General features: G+C 55.0%; 21 protein-coding genes. All 21 read left to right on the top strand.

Annotation, left to right across the window (positions count from 1 at the left end; all coding sequences use genetic code 11):
• Positions 1-50 precede the first annotated feature (50 nt).
• Positions 51-932 (top strand): peptidoglycan-binding protein, encoded by an 882-nt coding sequence (locus ACR8BF_RS11180; RefSeq protein ID WP_313701477.1) that lies wholly within the window; start codon positions 51-53, stop codon positions 930-932.
• Between the two features lie 11 nt (positions 933-943).
• Positions 944-1,342, top strand: coding sequence for a lysozyme inhibitor LprI family protein (locus tag ACR8BF_RS11175; protein WP_179895994.1), 399 nt, complete (start codon positions 944-946; stop codon positions 1,340-1,342).
• A gap of 221 nt (positions 1,343-1,563) precedes the next feature.
• The gene (locus ACR8BF_RS11170) at positions 1,564-1,938 is read left to right on the top strand and encodes a hypothetical protein (protein WP_179895993.1); all 375 of its coding nucleotides are present in this window, start codon (positions 1,564-1,566) and stop codon (positions 1,936-1,938) included.
• A 79-nt stretch (positions 1,939-2,017) separates the two neighbouring features.
• A complete protein-coding gene (locus ACR8BF_RS11165) occupies positions 2,018-2,416 on the top strand; it encodes a lysozyme inhibitor LprI family protein (protein ID WP_434744961.1) in 399 nt (132 codons plus the stop codon).
• A 224-nt stretch (positions 2,417-2,640) separates the two neighbouring features.
• Positions 2,641-4,497 carry a type VI secretion system-associated FHA domain protein TagH gene (gene tagH / locus ACR8BF_RS11160; RefSeq protein ID WP_314983635.1) on the top strand — a complete coding sequence of 619 codons (1,857 nt, stop codon included), beginning with the start codon at positions 2,641-2,643 and terminating at the stop codon, positions 4,495-4,497.
• Positions 4,494-5,285, top strand: a complete 792-nt coding sequence (locus tag ACR8BF_RS11155) for a PP2C family protein-serine/threonine phosphatase (protein WP_434744960.1) — start codon at positions 4,494-4,496, stop codon at positions 5,283-5,285. Before tagH ends, ACR8BF_RS11155 begins: the two co-directional genes overlap by 4 nt.
• 10 nt (positions 5,286-5,295) lie before the next feature.
• Positions 5,296-6,294: a hypothetical protein gene (locus ACR8BF_RS11150; protein ID WP_434744959.1), complete on the top strand. Its 999-nt coding sequence runs from the start codon at positions 5,296-5,298 to the stop codon at positions 6,292-6,294.
• Positions 6,295-6,310: 16 nt separating this feature from the next.
• On the top strand, positions 6,311-7,138 hold the full coding sequence (locus ACR8BF_RS11145; RefSeq protein WP_434744958.1) for a type VI secretion system accessory protein TagJ: 828 nt from the start codon (positions 6,311-6,313) through the stop codon (positions 7,136-7,138).
• Entirely contained in the window at positions 7,128-7,703 is a 576-nt protein-coding gene (tssE, locus tag ACR8BF_RS11140; RefSeq protein WP_179895987.1) for a type VI secretion system baseplate subunit TssE, read from the top strand. Before ACR8BF_RS11145 ends, tssE begins: the two co-directional genes overlap by 11 nt.
• Positions 7,704-7,705: 2 nt before the next feature.
• A complete protein-coding gene (gene tssF / locus ACR8BF_RS11135) occupies positions 7,706-9,577 on the top strand; it encodes a type VI secretion system baseplate subunit TssF (protein WP_434744957.1) in 1,872 nt (623 codons plus the stop codon).
• A complete protein-coding gene (gene tssG / locus ACR8BF_RS11130; RefSeq protein WP_314983644.1) occupies positions 9,574-10,620 on the top strand; it encodes a type VI secretion system baseplate subunit TssG in 1,047 nt (348 codons plus the stop codon). Before tssF ends, tssG begins: the two co-directional genes overlap by 4 nt.
• A gap of 54 nt (positions 10,621-10,674) precedes the next feature.
• Entirely contained in the window at positions 10,675-13,284 is a 2,610-nt protein-coding gene (tssH, locus tag ACR8BF_RS11125; protein ID WP_434744956.1) for a type VI secretion system ATPase TssH, read from the top strand.
• A 26-nt stretch (positions 13,285-13,310) separates the two neighbouring features.
• The gene (locus ACR8BF_RS11120; protein ID WP_434744955.1) at positions 13,311-14,816 is read left to right on the top strand and encodes a serine/threonine protein kinase; all 1,506 of its coding nucleotides are present in this window, start codon (positions 13,311-13,313) and stop codon (positions 14,814-14,816) included.
• Between the two features lie 16 nt (positions 14,817-14,832).
• Positions 14,833-16,803: a type VI secretion system Vgr family protein gene (locus tag ACR8BF_RS11115; protein WP_434744954.1), complete on the top strand. Its 1,971-nt coding sequence runs from the start codon at positions 14,833-14,835 to the stop codon at positions 16,801-16,803.
• A 24-nt stretch (positions 16,804-16,827) separates the two neighbouring features.
• Positions 16,828-17,886 (top strand): PAAR domain-containing protein, encoded by a 1,059-nt coding sequence (locus ACR8BF_RS11110; RefSeq protein ID WP_179895981.1) that lies wholly within the window; start codon positions 16,828-16,830, stop codon positions 17,884-17,886.
• Positions 17,887-17,909: 23 nt separating this feature from the next.
• On the top strand, positions 17,910-18,347 hold the full coding sequence (locus tag ACR8BF_RS11105) for a hypothetical protein (protein ID WP_434744953.1): 438 nt from the start codon (positions 17,910-17,912) through the stop codon (positions 18,345-18,347).
• A 20-nt stretch (positions 18,348-18,367) separates the two neighbouring features.
• Entirely contained in the window at positions 18,368-19,432 is a 1,065-nt protein-coding gene (locus tag ACR8BF_RS11100; protein WP_313535635.1) for a hypothetical protein, read from the top strand.
• Positions 19,433-19,623: 191 nt separating this feature from the next.
• A complete protein-coding gene (gene tssI / locus ACR8BF_RS11095; RefSeq protein ID WP_434744952.1) occupies positions 19,624-22,113 on the top strand; it encodes a type VI secretion system tip protein TssI/VgrG in 2,490 nt (829 codons plus the stop codon).
• Positions 22,110-22,472 (top strand): hypothetical protein, encoded by a 363-nt coding sequence (locus ACR8BF_RS11090; protein ID WP_313698886.1) that lies wholly within the window; start codon positions 22,110-22,112, stop codon positions 22,470-22,472. The genes tssI and ACR8BF_RS11090 overlap by 4 nt, the downstream gene beginning before the upstream one ends.
• Before the next feature lie 58 nt (positions 22,473-22,530).
• Positions 22,531-23,163 carry a hypothetical protein gene (locus tag ACR8BF_RS11085; RefSeq protein WP_434744951.1) on the top strand — a complete coding sequence of 211 codons (633 nt, stop codon included), beginning with the start codon at positions 22,531-22,533 and terminating at the stop codon, positions 23,161-23,163.
• Between the two features lie 261 nt (positions 23,164-23,424).
• Positions 23,425-24,204 carry a hypothetical protein gene (locus ACR8BF_RS11080; RefSeq protein ID WP_434744950.1) on the top strand — a complete coding sequence of 260 codons (780 nt, stop codon included), beginning with the start codon at positions 23,425-23,427 and terminating at the stop codon, positions 24,202-24,204.
• Positions 24,205-24,260: the final 56 nt, after the last annotated feature.

Raw genomic sequence — 24,260 nt, 5'->3', positions numbered from 1 at the left:
GCCGGTTTACAAGGACTCTCTGAATCAACAATATTGTACGGAGATAGTAAATGAGTATTTCTGGCTCGGTTGGTGTCGGTGGACGTAATCAATACGGTGACGTGAAGACAGTACAGCAGTTGTTACAGCGCAATGGATATCCACAACTTCGTGCCGATGGCCGCATGGGACCGAAAACCATTGAGGCGATTAAGCAGTTCCAATCCCGTTTTATGTCTCGCCCGGATGGTGTTGTCGATATCCATGGCAAGACGTGGAGCAGCCTGATGCGCGGAAACGTGCCAGGTAATGCGCCACCAAGGCCAGCAGCGCCTCCAGTTAATAACCCGTCAACCGGGCCGCTGGTGGTGAGTGCCGGACAGGTGACCTTTGATGCTGAAGGGGATGACTCTCCGACCAGCCGCTATTTTAGCCGTCATATTCACTGGCCAGAAAAAATGGAATCAGGTGTCACGTTGGGTCGCGGTTACGATCTGGGATCGCGTTCTGAGGCAAGTATCTCTGCACAACTGCAGGCCGCTGGCGTTCCGGTAAGTCAGGCCACCATGATCGCCAAAGGTGCGGGTCTTAAAGGCGATCAGGCTCGTCAGTTTGTCCGTAACAACCAGACCGCAATCGGTACAATCAGCCATCAGCAGCAAATCAATTTATTTGAAGCGATTTATCCGGGCTACGTCGAACGTGCACGGAAGAACTACGACAATTATACTAATAATCAGTCGGGTAAAGTGGCATGGGAAAACCTCCATCCTGCTATCAGAGACATCATGGTGGACTTTGTTTATCAGGGCTGGACGAAAGGCCCACGTCCCATGATGGCGGGCATGACCAATGACTTTGATACACTGATTCATTATATTGAAAATACGCCGGCTATCAGAGAAGGTGAGACTGGCAGGCGCCGTGCAAATTATCTTCGTAAAAATCGTTAACAGGAGTGAGTATGAAGTTAGTACATGGATTGGCTTTAGCGGTTTTCTCTTTTGGCATTAGCGCTTCAGCATTCGCTGAAGATACTTGTGCAAAACAGCCTTCAGATGGTGCGCTGTATCAGTGTACTGTTCAGCAGAAGAAGATGGCAGAAGATGAGTTGAACAAAGAGTATCAGGCGGCTAAAAAGCGAATTGTACAGATGTACGGCACGCAGAAAAAACTGGCTGATGACTATGTCGCAACGTTGGTAGATACCCAGCGTAACTGGTTGAAATATCGTGATGGTCAGTGCAAGCTGGAAGCCTTTGCCGCTGAAGAAGGCAGCAATGCGAATGCGGTCGCAACTAACCTCTGCGTGACCCGTATTGACAAGGAACGTACTGATATTCTGAAGCAATTGCCCTATTAATTACGTCGTCGTGCTCAGGTTCTAAAAGGCTGGGCACGACATTCTCTATAAGATGAATCGTCAACGCACTGTTATTTCTATTTTTCAATTCCATAATTCTGCTGATGCCAATGAAATGTCTGCGGGCACTAACTTATATTTATGATATAAATGTTTGTCGATGCTTTGTAGTTTACCTGTCAACCAGTTTACTCCAGTCGAGTCTATTGCAAGTCAACCAGATGATGAATATAAAAATTTTTTTTATTATGGTAGCACTAGTGATTTTACCTTCATTAGCGTTGGCGAAATCAGTTTCACATTTTGAAGGCAAAAAGTTTAAAGCGGAAATTATATATGGCTGTGAAGAAGGTAATCTGACCTGTGATAAAGTTTCGCTTAAGTCGAGAAGTCTGAAAGATAATTCATCTATATCTCTTAAGGGTGAGACGATTAATAAAAACTGCCCTGACGTTTGCGACTTCGAGGGGTATAACTTCACTAACGGGAAGTATAATTATTCGTTTTATCCCAGTCTTAAAGGCGAGAGTCTCTGGGATTATATTATTACATTTAAGGGTAAAGTTATTGCTCAGGATGCTGGCGTGATGAAATAGAGCTGTATATAAAAACGGGGCATATTGATGCCTCCCGTTTTACTCAGGAGAAGGGACATTATTACAGGGAAATATTTTAATGAAATCTTATTTTTTTATGCTGCTGTGTGTCACCGTTGTTTATGTTTCTCCCGTCTATGCGATGAATGCTTGTTCAATGGGCAATAACGGTCAGGAAGTTTATTCATGTGCACAAAAAAACAGAAATGAAACTGAGGTTGATTTAAATAAAGAATACAAGCTTGCTAAAAACAGAATTGAAACGCTTTTCAAAGGTGACAATAAAGAGTTAAGCCAGTATATGGATACGTTGACTGAAGCTCAACGAGCCTGGCTGAAGTACCGTGAGAATGATTGTAAACTGGCTTCTTATGCTGCAGATAAAGGAAGTGATTTAAGTCATTCGTATATTAATATGTGTGCTTCTGAACTTAACGAACAAAGAATTAAAAAGATGAGATTAATACCTTATCATTGATGGTAAAAAAAGATTTTATCAGAGTTGAAACTTTGATTTTTTGAAAAATAAAATTTGCATTATATGATTTATTAATCACTCCCTTTTGTTAAATAAATTAAATTCACAGACAGCTATTTAATAAACCCATCCCCCAAATTAAAACTTCCCGCTCTCTATACCCCGCGTCTTTCCCCGAGAGGTGCGCGGTATAGATGCCGAACCGCTAACCGCAGGAATCCGTTATGCGCTTTACGATAATAACGACTAAACCGGGCCAACAGCCGCCTCAGACTCATTGTGATTTCTTCCCGCCCGGCGGCACCATTGGTCGCGGCGTGGATAACAATCTGGTACTGCCGGATGACGATCGCACACTCTCACGCCTGCAGGCGATTGTGCACATCACGGCTAACGGCGAATGTCGCCTGACCAACCGTGGCAATGTGACGCGCGTGCTGCTCAACGATATCCCGCTGGAACGGGGTCGGCAGGTTGAGCTGCAGGACGGGGACATTCTCGGCATTGATGATTATCAGCTGCTGGTCAGCGACCTCAACAGCGATCATCAGCCGCAGATGGAAAGGGCTGTTCCGCGTCCAGAACCGGTTCTGCCCGTCGAACCCGTTCGCGAACCTGCCGCCGAAAAAGCCAGCACCGCCGCCATTCCCAGCGAAATCTGGGACAGCCTGGCGAAAGAGTTTTCGATTTCAGACGATCTTTCTAAACGCAAAGCAGTGCCGGAGATGCCGGATTCCCATCCGCTGACCGCGCCTGCTTTGCCAGACCGAAATCCGGAAGATCCCCTGTCACAGCTGATTAATGATGCGCCGCTGGACTATGGCCAGCAGCCGAAAAGCCGCAGCCTGTTTGACGACGGCGATGCGCTGTTCGCGCAGCAGAGTATTTTTGACGATCGGACGCCGAGCACGCTTTCCGCTCAGCAGAACACTGCGCCGAAGCAGGCTGAAGCGCCCGCAGCTGAACTGGATCCGCTGAGTCTGTTTGACGGCGAAAGCAATGCGGATGTGCGCAATCATGACGATCCGTTAGGACTGATGATGGGCAATGCAGTGCCACTGGCACAGCCGGAGCCAGCGAAACCCGCGACCTTGCATGTACCGCCTAAGCAAGAGGCAAAGCCTGAGTCGGCTGCTCCACCTGCACACGAGCAGGTCTCCGTCAGTCTGAACGAAATGGAAAACTCACCGCTGTTCAGCGGCATCGACTTACCTGTTGATGACCAGCCTCACAGCGAAGCCCAACGGCATGCGCCGCAGGCTGATGAAGCGGAGTCCGGCCAGCCTGACGCGGTGAATCCGCAGAACGACTACGGCGGAATTACGCTGCCCACGCCGCAGGCGGTGCAGCGCACCCCATCGCCGACGCCAAAAGGGCGGCTGCGCATTGATCCGGTTGCTTCCGGTCGCCACCATGCCGCCGCTGCGCACGCGACTGCAGCTAGCGAGAGCAGTAGCGACGCCCTGAAAGGCGAACTGCTGGATGCGCTGCTGGAAGGCATGGGCCTGCGTGATTTGCAGCCGACGCCTCAGTTTGACCGCGAGCAGATGCTGCAATTTGGTCAGATGCTCAGCATGTTCTCGCAGGGCACGGTGGCACTGCTGTCGTCGCGTTCGATCCTCAAGCGCGGCGTCAAGGCTGACATGACGGTGATCCTCGATGACGCCAACAACCCGTTCAAGCTGCTGCCGTCGGGTAAAACCGTCCTGATGCAGATGTTCGGCAGCCGGATGCCGGGCTTTATGCCGCCGCGTCAGGCGGTGCGTGATGCGCTGATCGATTTGCAGGCGCACCAGCTGGGCATGATCGCCGGTATCCGCGCCATCATCGCCTCAATGCTGCAATCCTTTAACCCGGAGCAGCTGGAAGAAGAGGCGCGTCAGGCAGGATCCGTTTCACGTATCGGTCTGCCGGGCAGCCGCAAAGCGGCGCTGTGGGAGCATTTTGTTGAGCGCTACGGCGAGACAGCAGGCGAGATCGAAGACGATTTCCACACCCTGTTTGGCGAAGCGTTTCTGCACGCCTACGACCTGGAAGTCAATCAGTACAAAGACTCACAAACCCACACGGATGACGCATGAATATCACTATTGCCTCGACGTCCAATCAGGGCGATCGCGCCAGTAATCAGGATCAGATCGGTGATGTCATCGGTAAGCGTTCAGCCTGCTTTGTCGTCTGTGACGGTGTGGCTGGGTTTCCTGGTGGTGATAAGGCGGCCGCCATCGCCCGCAGCAGCCTGCTGCAGGCATTTGATGGCGACGCGCACCTCAATGCGCAGTCGATTCGTAACTACGTTAATCACGCGAATCACGCCATCCGGCAGCAGCAAAAAACCAGCAGTGAACACAGCCGGATGGGCACCACGCTGGTCAGCCTGTTCATTGACCGCGACTACCATCTGGCCTGCTGGGCCCATGCCGGTGACAGCCGCCTCTATCTGTTTCGTCGCGGCTATCTCTATCTCGTCACCACCGACCACAGCCTGGTGCAGCAGATGAAAGATGCCGGACATCGCACCGAAGGCATCAACAGCAATCTGCTCTATTTTGCGCTGGGAATGGGCGATGAGCAGCGCGACGCCAGCTACAGCGATGTGGTCGGGATTGAAGATGGCGATGCCTTTTTACTCTGCACCGATGGTTTCTGGCACGGTGTGACGCTGGAACAGATGCAGCAGTCACTGCACATGGTGAACACACCGGAAGAGTGGCTGACGCTGATGCAGCAAATCATCAAAAACGATCAGTCGGATCAGGGACAGCAGGATAATTTCAGTGCGCTGGCCGTCTGGATTGGATCGCCTCAGGACACCACCTTGCTGCACTCGCTCTCTGAAGCGGCGCAGTTCTTCCCTCTGCGAGATTGAGAACGCCAACATGAAATATGGATTACTGGGTCTGGCTGCGATGCTGCTTAGCATGCAGGCTTATGCTGAAAACTATCGCATCGTACAGTCCCCGGCACAGAAACTGGATGTCTGGATTGATGACGTCAAAAACAATCAGCTGTCGAGCTGGTGTAACAGCACTGTTAACCTGCGCATCGTCACGCTGGGTGAGAAAAACCCCACGGTCTTAAAAGAGTTCTTGCCCCGGGTGGCCGGATTAATGGCAACGCAGTGTAAACCGCTGCAGCAGTTGCACTGGCAACTGACCGATCCAGAGGGCAGTGCAATCGCCACCGGCAGCGCCGCCCGCGCGCAGCAGTGGAAAACCGTGGTGACACCACCCGCACCGCAGCAACAGCAACAACAGCAACAGCAACAGCAACAGCCAGCCACGGCGGCCATACCCATTGACGCACTGCGCAATGCCGCCCAGGCGGATACCTCGCCCTGGCTGCAATTCAGTCTGCTCGATGGCTGCCATTTCCGGACCTGGTGGCAGCATCCGGCACAGGGCAGCGCGCTGTTTGTTCCGGCAAAACAGGGGCTGGTCTGCGGTTCTGACGGCTGGCTCAGCGGACAAAGCCGCCTGACGCAGCAGGGTAACGGCGCGCCGGCAGCCGTCGGCGTGACTTTCCTGCAGGGCTTCCCGGTAATGGGACTGAGCAGTCAGTCATCCACGGCCGAACTCCACATCACCACGGTCAATAGCGAGCGCATGGTGCTGAGCAACGAAAAATCCCCGGACAGCTGGCTGGTTCTGCCGTTCAGCAACCGCTTTAACGGCTGGCAGGCAATGCGTCAGGTGGTAGTACAGATGCCCGCCAGCGAAGCGGCCGACCAGAGTGCACTGCAGGCACGTCTGCAGGAAGTGCGCAAAGTCTGGTCACCGTGGGTAAGCGGCGATGCCACGCTGAGCGTGCAACTGGTGGAAAAACTGCACCCTGAACTGAAAGATCCCGCCGCCGCGGCCTATCGCACCCTTAACTGACGCAAAAGGAGTTTGCATGGAATCCTTACAACACCTTCTGGCTAACGCCACGCTCAGCGAGACGCTGGCTGATGTCACCCGTCAGATTCAGGCGAATCCGGCGAACGCCGACCTGCGGGCTGCCTTTGTGCAACTGCTCTGCCTGTCAGGCAACTGGACGCGCGCGCAGACACAGCTGCAATCCTGGCTGGCGTTAAGTCCGCAGGCGCAACCGACCGTCACTCTGTTGCAGCAGGCGATTGCGGGTGAACTGCAGCGTGATGCAGTACTGCGTGGCGAGGCCGACCCGGTGCTGCCGGGCAGTGCCTGGCACTGGTGCGACACGCTGCTGGCCGCCTTACAGGTCGAAACGGCAGGCGATGTCGCGCGCGGCAGCGCACTGCGGGCAGAGGCACTCAACCTCGCCGCCGCCAATCCTGGCACCGCGACCCAGCAGGATCAGCCGACCGCATTCAGCTGGCTGATGGATGGCGACAGCCGTTTCGGGCCGGTGTGTGAAGTGATCAATCAGGGTCGTTATTACTGGATCCCGTTTGCCGCTATTCGTGAGATGCAGTTCCAGGCGCCGGCCAGCGTCACTGATCTGGTGTGGCGTCATACGCGGGTGCAGCTGGTGGATGGCAGCGAGCAGGTGGGTCAGATCCCGGCGCGCTATCCGCTGCGGGCAGAATCAGACGAGCGTTTTCTGCGCGCCAGCGTCACCGAATGGCAGCCGCTGGGCGACGACCCGGATCAGTTTATCGGCCAGGGGCAAAAAATGTGGATCAGCGACAGCGCGGAATTCTCGCTGCTGAGCCTGCAGCAGGTCACGTTCGACAACACCGAGTCTGCCGATGAGTCATGATTCAGGCGCGCACAATGATGGCTATGCCCAGCTGCATGGCGGCTTTCACGCGCGCAAAAAGCGCGATGCGTTAACCGCCCGCGACAAGCTGCAATCTTCATTGCTGGATCGCCTGACCGACAACGCGCCGGACAAGCAGCAGGAGGCGGAGAACAGCATGCTGATCAGCCACAGCACGCTGCGCCGCCACGTCCTGCGCGATCTGCAGTGGCTCTTCAACACCATTAATAACGAAGCGCAGCAGGATCTGGACGGTTTCGATCAGGTGCAGCGCTCGGTCTGGAATTTCGGCGTTGCGCCGCTGGCCGGGCAGAACGTCTCCGATATCGAATGGCAGGATATGCAGCGCAAAATGACCAACGCCATTCTGCACTTCGAGCCGCGCATTCTGCCGCAGGGGCTGCAGGTGCGCTGCGTCAGCGATCTCGGCTCGCTCAGCCTGCACAACGTACTGTCGATTGAGATCAAAGGGCGGCTCTGGTGCGTACCTTATCCGCTGGCGTTTCTGTTCCGCACTCAGGTTGATCTGGAGAGCGGCCATTTCGAACTTCAGGATGCAGGGTAATCATGGACAGCAATCTGCTCGACTACTACAACCGTGAACTGGCCTACCTGCGCGAGATGGGGGCAGAGTTCGCGACGCGCTACCCGAAAGTGGCGGGACGTCTCGGCATGCATGGCATCGACGTGGCAGATCCTTATGTAGAACGGCTGATGGAGGGATTCGCCTTCCTGACGTCGCGCGTGCAGCTGAAGATGGATGCGGAGTTTCCGCGCTTCTCACAGCGTTTGCTGGAGATGATTGCGCCATCCTATCTTTCGCCAACGCCGTCAATGGCCATCGCACAGCTGACGCCGGACAGCCGCAAGGGTGACATGACTCAGGGCTTCCGCGTGCCGCGTGGCACCATGATGGAGAGCCAGAATCTGAAAAAAACCGGGGTGACCTGTAGCTACTCCACCGCACATGATGTGGTGCTGCATCCGCTGCGGATCAGCGAAGCCAGCCTCGGCGGCGTGCCGGGTGATCTGCCCTCTGGTGAGCTGAAACTCACGGGCCTGGGCGCGGCGAGTGCGCTGCGCATCCGCATCACGTGTGAAGGGATCTCGTCCCTGAGTCAGCTCAACGTGGACGACCTGATGCTGTTCCTCAGTGGCCCGGATATTCAGGCACTGAAGCTGCTGGAGCTGCTGATGCAGCACCGGGTAGGTATCGTCCTGCAGTCGGTAGAGAAACGGCCGCTGCGTCAGGTGCTGACAGATGACGCGCTGCAGCAGGAGGGTTTTGCGCCGGAGCAGGCATTGTTGCCGGACGATCTGCGTAACTTCGACGGGTATCGTCTGTTGCAGGAATATTTCGCCTTTCCGGCACGTTTCCAGTTTATCAGCCTGAACCAGCTCGGCCCGTTTCTGCGCCGCTGCGACAACGCCACGGCATTCGACATTATCATCCTGCTCGACAAAGCGGACAGCGCGCTGGAAAGCGTGGTCGATCACAGCCATCTGGCGCTGCACTGCACGCCGGTCATCAACCTGTTTCCGAAAACCGCTGAGCGTCTGAAGGTCAGCGACAGCCAGCATGAATATCATCTGGTGGTGGATAACATCCGGCCACTGGATTATGAAGTGCATTCGGTTCAGCGGTTGTTCGCCACCGTAGAGGGGAAGCGGGAAGAGCAGGTCTTCCGCCCGTTCTGGAGCACCTTCAGCGGCGACCAGGGTGACTATGGCGCCTACTTCTCCCTGCGCCGTGAACAGCGCACCCTGTCAGAGCAGGCCCAGCGTTACGGCACGCGCACCGGTTACATCGGTTCCGAAGTTTTTCTGTCGCTGGTGGATGAGCATCACGCGCTGTGGCGCGATGAGGTGCGCTATCTCTCTGCTGAGGTGATGTGTACCAGTCGCGATCTGCCGCTGATGCTGCAGCAGGATCAGGGCAACTTCGTGATGCCGGACTCCATTCCGGTATCGGAGCTGAAACTGTGCAAAGGACCGACACCGCCGCGCCCGGCGCTGGCGGAAGGCCTTTCAGCGTGGCGGCTGATCAGCCATCTGCAGATGAACTACCTCAGCCTGATGGACAGCAGCGACGGAGAAGGTGCGGCCGCGCTGCGCCAGTTGCTGAGCCTCTACGCTAACCTCGCTGAAGCGCCGGTTGCCCGCCAGATTGACGGCATCCGTCACTGTACGCTCAGCGCGGTCAACCGCCGCGTGCCGGAGCCAGGCCCGGTGGTGTTTGCGCGCGGCGTCAGCATTACGCTGGAGGTGGATGAGCAGGCGTTTTCGGGTGCCAGCCCGTGGCTGTTCGGTAGCGTGCTGGAGCGGGTCTGTGGCCGACTGGTGGCGCTGAACAGCTTCACGGAGTTCACCCTGAACAGTCAGCAGCGCGGGGAAGTCGGCTACTGGCCGCCGCGCATGGGCCGGAAAGCGCTGATATGAGTGGCGAAAAGGTGATTACGCTGCCACGGCTCACCCGACTGCCGGATGATTTCTGGCAAAAAGTGATGGCCGCGCCGTGGCGCTACGATCTGTTCCAGCTGCTGCGGCGGCTGGATGCGCAGGGTGGCCAGCGCTATCCACTGGGCCGTGCGCCGCTGCCTAAGTTTGAATCGGTACGCATTGGTCAGACGCCGTCACTGGCGTTTGCCCCTGCCACCGTCGCCAGCGTCACGCCACGTGACGAGGCGGGAAGGCATGAGCTGTCGATCTTCAGCTTTGGTTTGTTTGGCCCTAATGGCCCACTGCCCACTCATCTGACCGAATATGTGCACGAACGCATCGTGCATCATCAGGATCATAGCCTGTCCGCATTTGCTGACCTGTTTCACCACCGCGCCACGCTGCTGTTTTACCGCGCCTGGGCGGATGCGCAGCCGACCGTGTCGCTGGATCGCCCCGACGACAGTCGCTTCCTGAACTATCTCGCCTGTCTGGCCGGCATCGGTTTACCCGCCCAGCAGCAGGCCAGCTCGCTGAGTCTTCATGCCCGGCTGATGCTGGTGGGCCATCTCAGCCGTCACGGTCACGATGCCGAAGGGCTGGTGCGCATCCTGCGCCACTACTTTGGCGTACCGGTCCGGCTGACGCAGAACCTGCCGCACTGGCTGACGCTGGACAGCCGCGATCAGGCCCGGCTGGGCGCGGGACGCCACATGCCCCGGCTGGGCGCCTCTGCGTTTCTCGGCGTGGCGGTACGCGATGTGCAGCACCGTTTTCGCCTGCACCTGGGCCCGCTCAGCGCTGCGCAGTATGCCCGTTTTCTGCCGGATGCCCCTGGCGCGCAGGAAGTGCGCGACTGGGTACGCCACTACCTGGGCATCGAAATGCAGTGGGATCTCAGCCTGATCCTCGCTGCTGACGAGGTGCAGGGTGTGGCGCTGGGCGGCAGTGCCCGACTCGGCTACACCAGCTGGCTGGGGCAGATGCCGCAGCCGCACGATCGTGAAGATTTTATGTTTGAGGTTGAGGCAGCTTCACGCTAGCCCAGCCGCTTTCCCTGTTACACAGCCTGCGTCTTTCATTGAAGAGAGCCCCCTATGTCAGAAATCAGCCGTGCCGTGCTATTCGGCAAACTGGATACGCTGTTATTTACCTCGCTGGAAAGCGCCACCGCCTTTTGCAAACTGCGCGGCAATCCCTATGTTGAGCTGGTGCACTGGCTGCATCAGCTGATGCAGCAGCAGGATGGCGACTTACAGCAGGTCATCACACATTTTTCACTGGATGAAAAGGCCCTGACTCAGGACATCGTTGCCGCGCTGGATCGCCTGCCGCGCGGTGCCAGTGCGGTCTCCGACCTCTCCGAGCATATCGACAGCGCCGTTGAGCGGGCGTGGGTCTACGCCTCGCTGAAATATGGCGCGACCCGCATTCGCGGCGGCCATCTGCTGATCGGCATGCTGAAAACCTTCAACCTGGCCAGCGTACTGAAAGGCATCTCCGGCCAGTTCAGCCGCGTCAACGCCGATGCGCTGCTGGCTGAGTTCGACACGCTACTCAGTAACAGCAAAGAAGCGCAGCAGGCGATGAGCGCACCGGCGGACGCGGCGGGCGCACCGCCTGCGGCCGGTGGCACAACGCTGGAACAGTATGGGCAGGACCTGACCGCGCGCGCTCGTGAAGGCCGCATCGATCCGGTGACCGGGCGTGACGATGAGATCCGCCAGATGGTCGATATCCTGATGCGTCGTCGTCAGAATAACCCGCTGCTGACCGGTGAAGCGGGCGTCGGAAAAACCGCGGTGGTCGAAGGCCTCGCACTGCGTATTGCCGCGGGTGATGTCCCTGCGCCGCTGCGCGATGTGCAACTCTGGCTGCTGGATATCGGCCTGCTTCAGGCCGGTGCCGGAATGAAAGGGGAGTTCGAAGCGCGGCTGCAGGCGCTGATCAATGAAGTGCAGTCCAGCCCGACGCCGATTGTGCTGTTCGTCGACGAGATCCACACCCTGGTTGGTGCTGGCGGTCAGCAGGGCACCGGCGATGCCGCTAACCTGCTGAAACCGGCACTGGCGCGCGGCCAGCTTCGCACCATTGGCGCGACCACCTGGGCCGAATACAAAAAGTACATCGAGAAAGATCCGGCGCTGACCCGCCGCTTCCAGACGGTGCAGGTGCAGGAGCCGGATGAAGCCAAAGCGATTCTGATGCTGCGCAGCACCGTCAGCGCGCTGGAGAAACATCATCGGGTGCTGCTGCTGGATGATGCAGTCACTGCGGCGGTGAAACTATCCCATCGCTACATTCCGGCGCGTCAGCTGCCCGATAAAGCGGTGGCGCTGCTGGATACCGCCTGCGCCCGCGTGGCGGTCAGTCAGGGCGCACAGCCTGCGGCGCTGGAAGATTGCCTGCACCGTCTGGCCGCGCTGGAGATTGAAGCGGAAATCATTGAGCGTGAAATCCGCGTCGGTCTTGGCGATGTGACGCGTCAGCAGGCGATTGCCGCAGAGCGCACTGCGCTGGAAGCTGAACGCGATGCGCTGCAACAGCGCTGGCTGCAGGAACGCGAACTGGTCGAGACGCTGATCACGCTGCGCGCCCGCTGTGTGACTGAAGAAGATGCTGCGCTGCGTGAACAGCGCGATGCGACGCAGCAGCAACTCACGGCGCTGCAGGGCGACTCGCCGCTGCTGTTTGCCGCCGTCGATGCGGGCGTGGTGGCTGCCGTGGTTTCGGACTGGACCGGCATTCCGCTGGGCCGGATGGTGAAGAATGAGATCGACGCTGTTCTGAATCTGGCTGACACACTTAACCAGCGCGTCATCGGCCAGCGTCACGGTCTGGAGCTGATCGCGAAGCGGGTTCGCACTACGCGCGCGCGTCTGGATAACCCTAACAAGCCCGCAGGCGTCTTTATGCTGTGCGGCCCGTCCGGTGTCGGTAAAACCGAGACCGCGCTGGCGCTGGCCGAGTCGCTTTATGGCGGCGAGCAGAACATCATCACCATCAACATGAGTGAGTTCCAGGAGGCGCACACCGTCTCGACGCTGAAAGGCGCACCGCCGGGCTACGTCGGTTACGGCGAAGGCGGCGTGCTGACCGAAGCCGTTCGCCGTCGTCCCTACAGCGTGGTGCTGCTGGATGAGATTGAGAAAGCTCATCCGGATGTGCATGAGCTGTTCTTCCAGGTATTTGATAAAGGCTGGATGGAGGATGGCGAAGGCCGCCACATCGACTTCCGCAACACCATCATCATTCTGACCTCAAATGTCGGCACGCAGCTTATCAGCGCGATGTGTGCCGATCCTGAGCTGATGCCCGATCCCGACGCCCTGAGTACTGCGCTGCGTAAGCCGCTGCTGGAGGTGTTCCCGCCTGCGCTGCTGGGCCGTCTGCTGGTGGTGCCGTATTACCCGCTCAGCGACGCGATGCTGGCAGAGATTGTGCGGCTGCAGCTGGCGCGCATTGTGCGCCGTCTGGCCGACAACCACGGCATTGAAGCGCAGATCGACGAGTCGGTGGTCAGCCAGATCGTTCAGCGCTGCACCGAGGTGGAGTCGGGCGGTCGCATGGTAGATGCCATCCTCACCAACACGCTGTTGCCGCAGATGAGCCAGATATTGCTGAGTGCCCACGCCCGCGATGAACGCTATCGCCGCGTTGAAGTGCGTTGTGAGCAGGGCGAATTTGTCTGCCAGTTCACAGTTTAATCCTGGCTATCAGAGAGCTTTTGAATATGTCGGAACATGATCAACCCCTGAATGTCCCCAACGCCCTGCCGCTGGGTTACCGCTTCAATGAATTTGAAATCAAAGAGGTCATCGGCGGTGGCGGCTTTGGTATCGTCTATCGCGCCTGGGATCACCAGCTGGAGCGTGATATCGCCATCAAAGAGTTCATGCCCGCCTCGCTGGCGGTGCGCAGCGATGACCTCAATCTGGTGCTGCGCAGTGAGCGGTTCAGCAAAACCTTTCACGCCGGACTGAACAGCTTTATTCAGGAGGCGCGTCTGCTGGCGCGCTTTAATCATCCGAACCTGCTGCACGTGCTGCGTTTCTGGGTGCAGAACGACACCGCTTATATGGGCACGGTGTTCTACAGCGGCACCACGCTCTCGAACTTCAGCGAACGGAATCCGCAGTCGGTGAATGAGGCCTGGATTCGTCGCATGCTGCCGCCGCTGCTGGGCGCGATCAAAACTATCCATGAAGCGGGTTACCTGCACCGTGATATCTCGCTGGATAACATCCAGATTCAGAGCAGCGGCGAGCCGATTCTGCTGGACTTCGGGTCGGCGCGTAAAACCATCGGCAACCTGTCGGATGAGAGCGAGACCATGCTGCGTCCCGGCTATGCGCCGATTGAGCAGTACAGCGATAACGACGAGAGCGAGCAGGGCGCGTGGACCGATATTTACGCGCTGGGCGCGGTGCTGCATACGCTGATTACCGGTGCACCGCCACCGGTCAGCGTGGTGCGCAGCATCGAAGATAACTACCAGCCGCTGATGCAGCGTCGTCAGGCGGGCTACTCGACGGCGCTGCTCAGCGCCATCGATCGCGCGCTGGCGCTGAAACCGGAAGATCGTCCACAGAGCATTGATGATTTTGCTGTGCTGATGGCGCTGCCGGAACGTGAACCGGAACCGCTGCTCAGTGCAAAAATGAGTGGGCCAGGCACGATGCTGGTGCCGATCGAAGAAGAAGAGGAGGTCGTCAAACCCGCCTCGCCGCTGAAAGCGCTGCTGGGACATCGCTTTGCACTGCCGGGCCTGGTGGCTGCGGGCGTGCTGGTCGGGCTGTGCGCCGGTCTGCTGATGTCACGCGGTAATGAGCAGACACCACCGGATGAGACCGCGCAGAACAGCGCGCCTGCCGTCACCGTCGCGCCGGTTAACCAACCAGTTGCTGCGCCACCGACCCAGGCTGAGATCCCGGCAGAGAAGGTTGTCAGCGCCCCAGCTCAGACTGCTGAGCCTGCGCAGACCGACGCACGTGAACCCGATCCTCAGCCGGCACCGCCACCCGCGCCGGTCGCTCAGGTTTATATCCGTCTGCAGCAGGGTGAACGCGTTCAGGTTAACGGTCAGCCGCAGGCGCTGGTCCCGGCGGTGAATGGCTTCGCGACGCTGCAGCTGGCCCCAGGTAATTACACCTTTGCCATCAGCGGCCAGAGTGGCACCCGCCAGCAGACGCTGAACATCAGCGAAGAAGGCGTCTGGTTGCTCGATCCACACAGTTAATAGTCAGGGATTACTTATGTTCTCACGCATTACTGCACAGCTGCCGGCGGACGGCCTGCTGTTCCATACGCTCACCGGCACCGAGACGCTGTCCCGTCCGTTTGTGCTCACCGCCGAACTGCTGGCCACCGACGCGCGCATCGACCGTCACGCCCTGCTGGGCAAGCCGGTGACCTTTACGCTGCCGACCGACGGCCTGATGAACGCGCTGAGCCCGCGCTACCTCAACGGCAAAATTACCCGGGTGGCGGTGCGCAGCCAGGAGCTGAGCGGCACCCGCTACGCGGTCTACCAGCTGACGGTGGAGCCGGACCTGTGGCCGATGCGGCGCGACCGCAACCTGCGCATCTTCCAGAGCCAGACGGTGCCGCAGATTGTGCAGACGCTGCTGAAGGAGTACGGGGTCAGCGTGGAGACGCGCCTGGCGGGCAGCTACCGGGTGTGGGAGTACTGCGTGCAGTATCAGGAGAGCAGCCTGGACTTTATCAGCCGCCTGATGGAGCTGGAGGGGATTTACTACTTCTTCCGCCACGAAGCGGACAGGCACACGCTGGTGCTGTGCGACGCGCCGGACCAGCATCAGGCGTTTCCGGGCTATGAGACCATCGCCTATCACGTCACCCCGTCGGGCGGCGTGGTGACGGAAGAGGGCATCAGCCAGTGGTCGCTGGCGGAGAGCGTGACGCCGGGCATCTACAGCACCGACGACTACGACTTCCGCAAGCCGAACGCGTGGATGCTGCAGGCGCGGCAGAACCCGGCGTCGCCGGTGCCGGGCTCGGTGGACGTCTACGACTGGCCGGGCCACTTTGTCGACCACAGCCACGGCGAGTCCTACGCGCGCATCCGTCAGGAGGTGTGGCAGGCCGAGCACCACAGCGTCAGCGGGTCGGGCACCGCCACCGGCATCGCGCCGGGCTTTACCTTCGCCATCATCAACGCGCCGCACTTCAGCGACAACGGCGAATACCTGGTCACTTCGGCAACCTATGACTTCGCCGAGAACAGCTACGCCAGCGGCGACACCGGCGACAGCCGTCACAACATCAGCTTCACGGTGCTGCCGTCGTCGGTGACGTACCGCACGCCGCCGGAAACGCCGTGGCCGAAAACGCACGGCCCGCAGACGGCGAAGGTGGTGGGGCCGAAAGGCGAGTCCATCTGGACCGACCGCTACGGCCGGGTGAAGGTGAAGTTTCACTGGGACCGTCTGGCGAAGGGCGACGACACCAGCTCCTGCTGGGTGCGCGTCTCCAGCGCCTGGGCCGGCCAGGGGTTCGGCGGCGTGCAGATCCCGCGTGTCAACGACGAAGTGGTGGTGGACTTCATCAACGGCGATCCGGACCGTCCGCTGATTATCGGCCGGGTGTATAACGAGGCGAGCATGCCGCCGTGGGCGCTGCCGGCAGCGGCGACGCAGATGGGTTTTCTGAGCCGGTCAAAGGATGGTAACAGCGATACTGCTAATGCGTTGCGTTTTGAAGACAAAGCAGGACATGAGCAGATTTGGATCCACGCCGAAAAAAATATGGATACGGAAGTGGAAAGCTGTGAGACGCACCATGTCGGTGTGGATCGGCAGAAAACCATAGGCCGTGACGAAAAGGTCACGATAAAGCGCAATCGTCAGGCCGACGTGGGTGAACATGCGGTGAGCAATACGGGCATCCAGCACGTTATTAATGTTGGCGAAGGCGAAACGGTGCTGACCATGGATAAAGAGGGCAATGCGCTGCTTGAAGCCAATACCAGCATCAAATTAAAGGTGAAAGAGAATTACATCCTGATCACCCCTGACGCTATTCAAATCCAGGTGAAAACAGGAAGTATCCATGCTGAGAGCGAGTTGCAGGCACTGTTTAAGGGCAATGAGTTGACCACTTTAGGTACCGGTAAAAATGCTGAATTAAAGGCGAATGACAAGGTAAGCATTACCGGCACGAACATCACCGACATCAAAGGCGCGGTCGTCAATATTAACAGTTAATCGCTTATTGGAAGGAACATCAGTATGGGTATGCCTGCGGCCAGAGCTTCTGTGGATAAAGCGGCTCACGATGGCCCCATTCAATGCGGCAGTCCTGACGTTATCATTGGCGGATTTCCCGCTGCGCGAAAAGGTGATGAATTTTCGTGTAAGCAACACGGTAGCGGTATTATCGTCAGCGGCTCCGGCAGCGTATTCGTTAACGGTATGGCGCTGGCCCGTCAGGGTGATAAGACGCAGTGTCATGCAGGTGGGGCGTCGACTCCCGCGAAATGTAAACCTGCACCGCCTCAATACTGGGGAGGCTCGCTGGCGAAGAAGGCTGGTGATGATGGGATGTTGCATGGCGAGCACTACGATGCGCGAATTTTAGGGGCGTATGCCAGCCTGAAAGACAGCACCAATGATGGCAGTTATGACACTGTGTCGGCAGGGTTTTCGCTTGAAAACCTCACATTAGCGAATATGAAAAGTGACGCACTTTTGAAAGGTGAGTTGCGGAATAAAATAGCGGATGCCAATGCAACTGGCTCACTTTACACCGGTGATAGCGGAATCTATGGCATTAATGGCAAAGCCGCAGCGGCGGGTATGCAATATGGCGCGACCGGCTCAATAGGAACAGAGAACACATTGTATGCCATCGCTACCGGCGATGTGACGCTTGGCACTGCTGATGCAAAAGCGGTTGTAGAAGTATATACCGGCAATAAAGGAAGATATGGGTTCAGCGTTGAGGGGGGCGCAGGTGCAGCGGCAGTGAAAGAGAGCGTTACGGGGAAAGTTAGCCTGTACGGTATTGTAGTAGCTGATGCTAAAGGCGGAGTACATTTAGGCGCAGTGGGTGCAGCAGGAGGTTTAACTGCCTATGCGGATGAAACCGATTACTCAGCTACAGTAAAGCTCTCAGGTAGGTTAGCTTTTATACTGGGGATAACAGGTGATATTAATGTAAAAATTGCATTAAAACCCCTCCGCGACCTGTTTTTTGGTGAAAGGGATAGTACAGAAAAATCTGGAAGCAATGGTGGTGCAGATGGTGCTATCATCAACGGTTGCGCAACGGTTTTAGTTGGCGGTTAAATAAAGATAGGGTTGATTCTAACATGAAATTTATAGCGTTTTTATTTTTCTGGATTGTAACGGTTTATTATGTCTGGAACGGAAAGGATTTTTATAATAAAAAAGAATGGGCAGGATTTGGTAAGAAGTTTGTAGGTGTGCTGGTTGGTATTGTAGTACTTGCCTTTGCGCTCAAAGGATTAGTGTTAGCTATTCCCGGGTTTAGTAATGATCTTGCTGGAGATTTAATGGAAGAAATAGGCATTTCTTTTATATTTATCCTTGGCATAAAGTTTATGATTATCATGATTTGCACTTTATTTAGTGGGATTGTGGGTTTTCAAAAAAAATATAATGCTGATAATTATGCCCGAATTTCACCTACTGCCAGTAAGTTAGTGCCTGGCATGCTCATCTTTGCAAAATGCGTGGTTTCTCTTGGCTCTATAGTGATTTATTACGGCATCTGGCTAGCGAATTAAATTAAGAAGGGAAACAGGCTATGAATTTTGAAACGGATTATACTTTTCCCCTTACGCCGGGTTTCTCTAAAGAAGAAATCGAACAACGCTTCTGGAAATGCCTTTATACATCGGCCAGAGAAGAAATGCTGCATTACTGGGTTGTGCTTCCTAAAAGCCTCAAACCTGCGGAACTGGAGCCGGTTGCGTTCCCTGATGTCGGTTTAACCAATATCGGTCGCTACTTAACCACGGATGACTCACCTTATCTGGAAGTTTGGGCCGCGTATGAACGTTGCCAGTGGGAGATGAATGCGTCTGACTGGCTGTTTAAAAAACTCGCCATGATGGGCGAAAAAATTCTGCACCGCCGTCTTGTCGGTAAGGCCTCGGAAAACGGTATTTTTGCAGATGTATTGACCCTAAAAACGCACGCTTCCGGTGACGAAGTGATCTCACGATACACTGTTCAAAAAGATTACAATCGAGAGAGCGGCGGTGGAAACTACCTCTTATTAAAAGCGTCCTGTGCAGCACGCGACTATCCTTCGCTTGCCAATGAAATCTATTTCACAGTGGTTAACTGGAATCTGCTGCATCGCAGTAACTTGGCCATGGCGGAGTTGCTGACCTCGGTTAACCTGGATGGGGAAAACGCTTTTAAAATACCGGTGTCCTGGCATGCCAGTGTTATTGCTGCGAACAGACTTATCGTCGATCACACTATAGATGGTGTGAATTACGGGGTCATTAATTTTTGCTTTTATTCCGGTACCGTATGCCATTCCGCAGAGGATGCTTTTGAAAAGTCGACGCAACGTTTCCGGGAGCATGAGCATTCGGTCACGCTGGTGGCAAACGAGTTGGAACCCATTCCTAATGATATCAATGCTGCGCTGGGATCATTATCGACCTGTACAGGTGAGCTCTACAGCGACGAAGAGAAAATGCGCGCCTTTTATCAGAGTTACATATTCAATTGTTCAGGCTTGTGGTGCTACGTTGAATTGGTAGGGCAGCACAGAAATGATAAAAGTTATCACTTCGAAGCGAATAAACGCTGCGTAGAAATTATTCTGGCGACCCTGAATATCAACGTGAAATAATAGTAATCCTGCCAGTTAGACATCTTTAGCTGGCATTCCGTCTCGTAGCAATGAGTATTAAGGCACCTGTTTTTAACTCGTCATGTGATCCGCTGCAATAATAAAAGACGCTTGTCTGACCCTCTGGTATTGCCTGACCTCGGGCAATACCCGGGTTAATTCACCGATTACCATCTGTCCGGGAAATCACTATGTTTGATCGTATCACCGTCCTTCTGCCGGCGGACGGCCTGCTGTTCCACACGCTCACGGGCACCGAGACGCTGTCCCGTCCGTTTGTGCTCACCGCCGAACTGCTGGCCACCGACGCGCGCATCGACCGTCACGCCCTGCTGGGCAAGCCGGTGACCTTTACGCTGCAGACCGACGGCCTGATGAACGCGCTGAGCCCGCGCTACCTCAACGGCAAAATCACCCGCGTGGCGGTGCGCAGCCAGGAGCTGAGCGGCACCCGCTACGCGGTCTACCAGCTGACGGTGGAGCCGGACCTGTGGCCGATGCGGCGCGACCGCAACCTGCGCATCTTCCAGAGCCAGACGGTGCCGCAGATAGTGCAGACGCTGCTGAAGGAGTACGGGGTTAACGTGGAGACGCGCCTGGCGGGCAGCTACCGGGTGTGGGAGTACTGCGTGCAGTATCAGGAGAGCAGCCTGGACTTTATCAGCCGCCTGATGGAGCTGGAGGGGATTTACTACTTCTTCCGCCACGAAGCGGACAGGCACACGCTGGTGCTGTGCGACGCGCCGGACCAGCATCAGGCGTTTCCGGGCTATGAGACCATCGCCTATCACGTCACCCCGTCGGGCGGCGTGGTGACGGAAGAGGGCATCAGCCAGTGGTCGCTGGCGGAGAGCGTGACGCCGGGCATCTACAGCACCGACGACTACGACTTCCGCAAGCCGAACGCGTGGATGCTGCAGGCGCGGCAGAACCCGGCGTCGCCGGTGCCGGGGTCGGTGGACGTCTACGACTGGCCGGGCCACTTTGTCGACCACAGCCACGGCGAGTCCTACGCGCGCATCCGTCAGGAGGTGTGGCAGGCCGAGCACCACAGCGTCAGCGGGTCGGGCACCGCCACCGGCATCGCGCCGGGCTTCACCTTCTCCATCATCAACGCGCCGCACTTCAGCGACAACGGCGAGTATCTGGTGACCTCGGCCACCTATGACTTCGCCGAGAACAGCTACGCCAGTGGCGACACCGGCGACAGCCGGCACAACATCAGCTTCACGGTGCTGCCGTCGTCGGTGACGTACCGCACGCCGCCGGAGACGCCGTGGCCGAAAACGCACGGCCCGCAGACCGCGAAGGTGGTGGGGCCGAAAGGCGAGTCGATCTGGACCGACCGCTACGGCCGGGTAAAGGTGAAGTTTCACTGGGACCGTCTGGCGAAGGGCGACGACACGAGTTCGTGCTGGGTGCGCGTCTCCAGCGCGTGGGCCGGTCAGGGATTCGGCGGGGTGCAGATCCCGCGTGTTAACGATGAGGTGGTGGTGGACTTCATCAACGGCGATCCGGACCGTCCGCTGATCATCGGCCGGGTGTATAACGAGGCGAGCATGCCGCCGTGGGCGCTGCCGGCGGCGGCGACGCAGATGGGCTTTCTGAGCCGGTCAAAGGATGGCACGGCGGACACGGCGAACGCGCTGAGGTTTGAGGATAAGGCGGGTGAGGAACACCTGTGGATCCAGGCGCAGAAGAACATGGATACCCATGTTAAAAATGACGCCAGCCATTCCGTCGCCAACAATCATAGCCATTATGCGGGCGGCAATGAGCTCTACCGTATCGAAACCAATCGCGTCCACGGTGTAAAAGGGGGGGAAGAGAGGCTGACCGGTAAGGGCAAACTCGATGCTGTGGTCGATACCTATGTAGTAGGTTCAGGGACTAAACTCCGCCTGGAATGTGGCGAGAGTGCAATCGAACTTAATGCGAATGGCCAGATTAATATTGTGGGTAAAGGCTTCAATATTTTCGTGCAGGGCGATGGTCATATCACCACCTCTGGCGGCAAATTGAACCTGAACACAGATGGCGCAAAACCGGGCACTAGCGCACCGGGCTCCAGTCATAAACAGAACATCAGTCAGGCGGTGGAGAACCTTTTCCCGCCGAAGCAAAAAGGCCAGGCCGCGCCCGCTGCACCAAAGGCTGCGGCGGCAACGGCGAAAGGGGCGGTTGCGCCGTTGGCAAACAACCAGGTAAGAAAAGTACGCCCTTTACCCCCCGAAAAACAAGCATTCTTCGATAAAGTGTATGCTGCTGCTCAGGAAGATGAAAAGAAAACTGGTGTCCCCGCTAAAATCACCACGGCTCAGGCAATTCTTGAATCTAACTGGGGCAAAAAAATGCCCACTGATGTTAACACTGACAAAGTGAGCAACAACATTTTTGGGGTCAAGGCACATGGCTCGCCAAACTTTGTGGAAGACTGGACTCATGAGAATATCAACGGAAAACGTGTTGCTGTACTGGATAAATTTGCCAGTTATGATTCAATTGACGAGAGTATTGAGCAGCACTCCCAGTTTTTGATTAAAAATCAGAGGTATAGCAGTTTGTTCAACTCATCCGATCCGGTAGAATGGGCTAAAGGCTTACAGGCTAAAGGGTATGCAACCGATCCTGACTATGCCAACAGTTTGATTTCCGTAATGAAAGGGAGAGGATTACTATGATTAAACTTTTATGCGCATTAGCGTTTTCATTACCACTAATGGCTACCGCCAATGATTTCTGCCAGAATTTGAGTAGTGAGGCTAATAACAAAGGCGTGAATTTCGACAATACAGATAATGTATACAAAGTCGGTGGCAAAGGAAGATTATATTTCTATTCTGCTCCAGACGAAAAATGCATAAAAAAAGAGGTTTTTGTTGTCCCCGGTAATGAATTATATGCTTATGTTGAGTACAAAAACTATTACAGTGTGATGTATGTAACTAACGATGGAAACCAGGTCGATGGGTGGGTTCAAAAAGACAGGCTGGTTGAAACGCACACTGGTATAGCACCAGATTATGATTCGAAAAAATAGTTTGTGTGTTTTTTTGATGTGATTATTTGACTTACTGACAGATAGATGAAGTTTCGTAGTGGCATTAATTTATTTTATTAATGTCACCTTTCATTTTTTGCTCATGATAAAGTTGCTGGATATTAGATTTGAAATGTCTTTTTTTAATAAAGTTAATTTTTGCCTGCTTCATCTTATAATATTTACTTTATCTACCTTCTCCCATCTCGCGGTGGCGGAGTTTTCAGGTGCTGAATTAAAATCAACTGATTTTACTGTGAATATAAATAATCATCTTTTTTCCTTAGGGGATAAGTGGAACGATGAAACTCAGAAGCAGGTGGGCGCGCAGATAAGTGAAAACTTCGTTGGCGATGTGCCTGCTGGTGACACCAGTTATAAATACTACCAGCACAAATATGATGGTTTTGAAATCTACACTGCGAACCTGTTCTGGCAAAAAGAACAGCGTGATATCGACAGCTATCTCATCGCACAGATCACTATCAATACCCCTGCGATCAAAACAGCCAGAGGCGTAGGGACCGGTGACAGTCAGGATATGCTGGTCAGTAAATATGGTCAGGGCACAGTGGATGATAGTGATAATCAGCACTGGTTATATTATGACGCTGATAACAAACGCATGTCATTTCAGCTAGAGCATAAAAAAATCAGTCATATTATGATGGCGATTAATACTGATGAATAACAACAACCCTGCGTGATACGTCACGCAGGGTTAAATTAATTTTCAATCTTATTTTCCAATTGAAGAGTTTAAAATTAGCTGAATAGTTTTAAATTCTCACCCTAAAAGTAAGTGAGTAAAGAAAATCAATACCGCATTCACTCAAGACTTGGTTTATTGTATACAACAGAATGCCATCTGGCGAGTTTAATGATTAATTAAAAAAATAAACTAATCAGTACGGTAAAATAGCGAAAATTAGTACACTCCTCAGGTAAAACTATGAAGTTATGTGTTAACATGATGCTCTTGATAATAATTATAGTTTGCCCGGTAGGTGTTGCGACAGCTTCAGGCGAGCAGGTGGTTTTGTCTAAGTACAATAGCTTAGACAATGTTCCAAACATCTTTAGTGACCAGAATGTTGTCTCCAGTTTAAAGTCTGTTTTAGGCAGCGAGTACAGTGAGTTCAGCCAGAACTTTGATGTTTTTGGCGAACCCCATAAAACAGATAACGGCGGTATATTCGTTGAGGGCTGGTTAAAAGATCTTTATCTTGAGCAGGCTTCTGCATTTGTTATACAGCCTGACGGTAAAGTCTATGCTGCATGGATGCTGCCTGAAGAAAATAAAATATATTATGTAAGCAATGATCGTGCAAATAATAAAATGCAGGAAGATATTGCGAGTTGGACAAAGCATTTTGATAAAGAGCAGTCAGTTACTCCCGTTAAAAACCAAAAAGAAAAGCAAAGTAATGGTGAGAAATTTTTCGAGACGGAAAAATTCAAAATAAGAATAACGTCACTCTGCGCTGTGGGTTCGGAATGTAATGACGTTAGCTATGAGGGTGTAAGAAAATCAGATGGGGCAGTTGTAAAATTAAAAGGTAAAGCCATGAAAAGTAATTGTGGTCAGGCATCCTGCCCTGTGCTGAGTTATAAATTCCGTAATAATGATGCAACATATATCATCAACAATGTAATAAGTAACCTTACGGTTGTCGTTAATAATAAAATCGTGCTGTCTGAAGATGGAAAGTGGATGGATATTTACGATTAATAAAATTCTTGCGTGATGGTGTGTCATGTATGCACACTATTACACAGGATGTTTGC

It is taken from the genome of Candidatus Pantoea rara, from assembly GCF_051136265.1.
GTDB lineage: Bacteria > Pseudomonadota > Gammaproteobacteria > Enterobacterales > Enterobacteriaceae > Pantoea > Pantoea rara.
This window is presented reverse-complemented; position numbering and strand designations above follow the sequence as displayed.

Excerpts from the sequence above, each read along its gene's own strand:
- ACR8BF_RS11180 (WP_313701477.1), top strand. The coding sequence starts at position 51 with ATGAGTATTTCTGGCTCGGTTGGTGTCGGTGGACGTAATCAATACGGT.
- ACR8BF_RS11175 (WP_179895994.1), top strand. The coding sequence starts at position 944 with ATGAAGTTAGTACATGGATTGGCTTTAGCGGTTTTCTCTTTTGGCATT.
- ACR8BF_RS11170 (WP_179895993.1), top strand. The coding sequence starts at position 1,564 with ATGATGAATATAAAAATTTTTTTTATTATGGTAGCACTAGTGATTTTA.
- ACR8BF_RS11165 (WP_434744961.1), top strand. The coding sequence starts at position 2,018 with ATGAAATCTTATTTTTTTATGCTGCTGTGTGTCACCGTTGTTTATGTT.
- tagH (WP_314983635.1), top strand. The coding sequence starts at position 2,641 with ATGCGCTTTACGATAATAACGACTAAACCGGGCCAACAGCCGCCTCAG.
- ACR8BF_RS11155 (WP_434744960.1), top strand. The coding sequence starts at position 4,494 with ATGAATATCACTATTGCCTCGACGTCCAATCAGGGCGATCGCGCCAGT.
- ACR8BF_RS11150 (WP_434744959.1), top strand. The coding sequence starts at position 5,296 with ATGAAATATGGATTACTGGGTCTGGCTGCGATGCTGCTTAGCATGCAG.
- ACR8BF_RS11145 (WP_434744958.1), top strand. The coding sequence starts at position 6,311 with ATGGAATCCTTACAACACCTTCTGGCTAACGCCACGCTCAGCGAGACG.
- tssE (WP_179895987.1), top strand. The coding sequence starts at position 7,128 with ATGAGTCATGATTCAGGCGCGCACAATGATGGCTATGCCCAGCTGCAT.
- tssF (WP_434744957.1), top strand. The coding sequence starts at position 7,706 with ATGGACAGCAATCTGCTCGACTACTACAACCGTGAACTGGCCTACCTG.
- tssG (WP_314983644.1), top strand. The coding sequence starts at position 9,574 with ATGAGTGGCGAAAAGGTGATTACGCTGCCACGGCTCACCCGACTGCCG.
- tssH (WP_434744956.1), top strand. The coding sequence starts at position 10,675 with ATGTCAGAAATCAGCCGTGCCGTGCTATTCGGCAAACTGGATACGCTG.
- ACR8BF_RS11120 (WP_434744955.1), top strand. The coding sequence starts at position 13,311 with ATGTCGGAACATGATCAACCCCTGAATGTCCCCAACGCCCTGCCGCTG.
- ACR8BF_RS11115 (WP_434744954.1), top strand. The coding sequence starts at position 14,833 with ATGTTCTCACGCATTACTGCACAGCTGCCGGCGGACGGCCTGCTGTTC.
- ACR8BF_RS11110 (WP_179895981.1), top strand. The coding sequence starts at position 16,828 with ATGGGTATGCCTGCGGCCAGAGCTTCTGTGGATAAAGCGGCTCACGAT.
- ACR8BF_RS11105 (WP_434744953.1), top strand. The coding sequence starts at position 17,910 with ATGAAATTTATAGCGTTTTTATTTTTCTGGATTGTAACGGTTTATTAT.
- ACR8BF_RS11100 (WP_313535635.1), top strand. The coding sequence starts at position 18,368 with ATGAATTTTGAAACGGATTATACTTTTCCCCTTACGCCGGGTTTCTCT.
- tssI (WP_434744952.1), top strand. The coding sequence starts at position 19,624 with ATGTTTGATCGTATCACCGTCCTTCTGCCGGCGGACGGCCTGCTGTTC.
- ACR8BF_RS11090 (WP_313698886.1), top strand. The coding sequence starts at position 22,110 with ATGATTAAACTTTTATGCGCATTAGCGTTTTCATTACCACTAATGGCT.
- ACR8BF_RS11080 (WP_434744950.1), top strand. The coding sequence starts at position 23,425 with ATGAAGTTATGTGTTAACATGATGCTCTTGATAATAATTATAGTTTGC.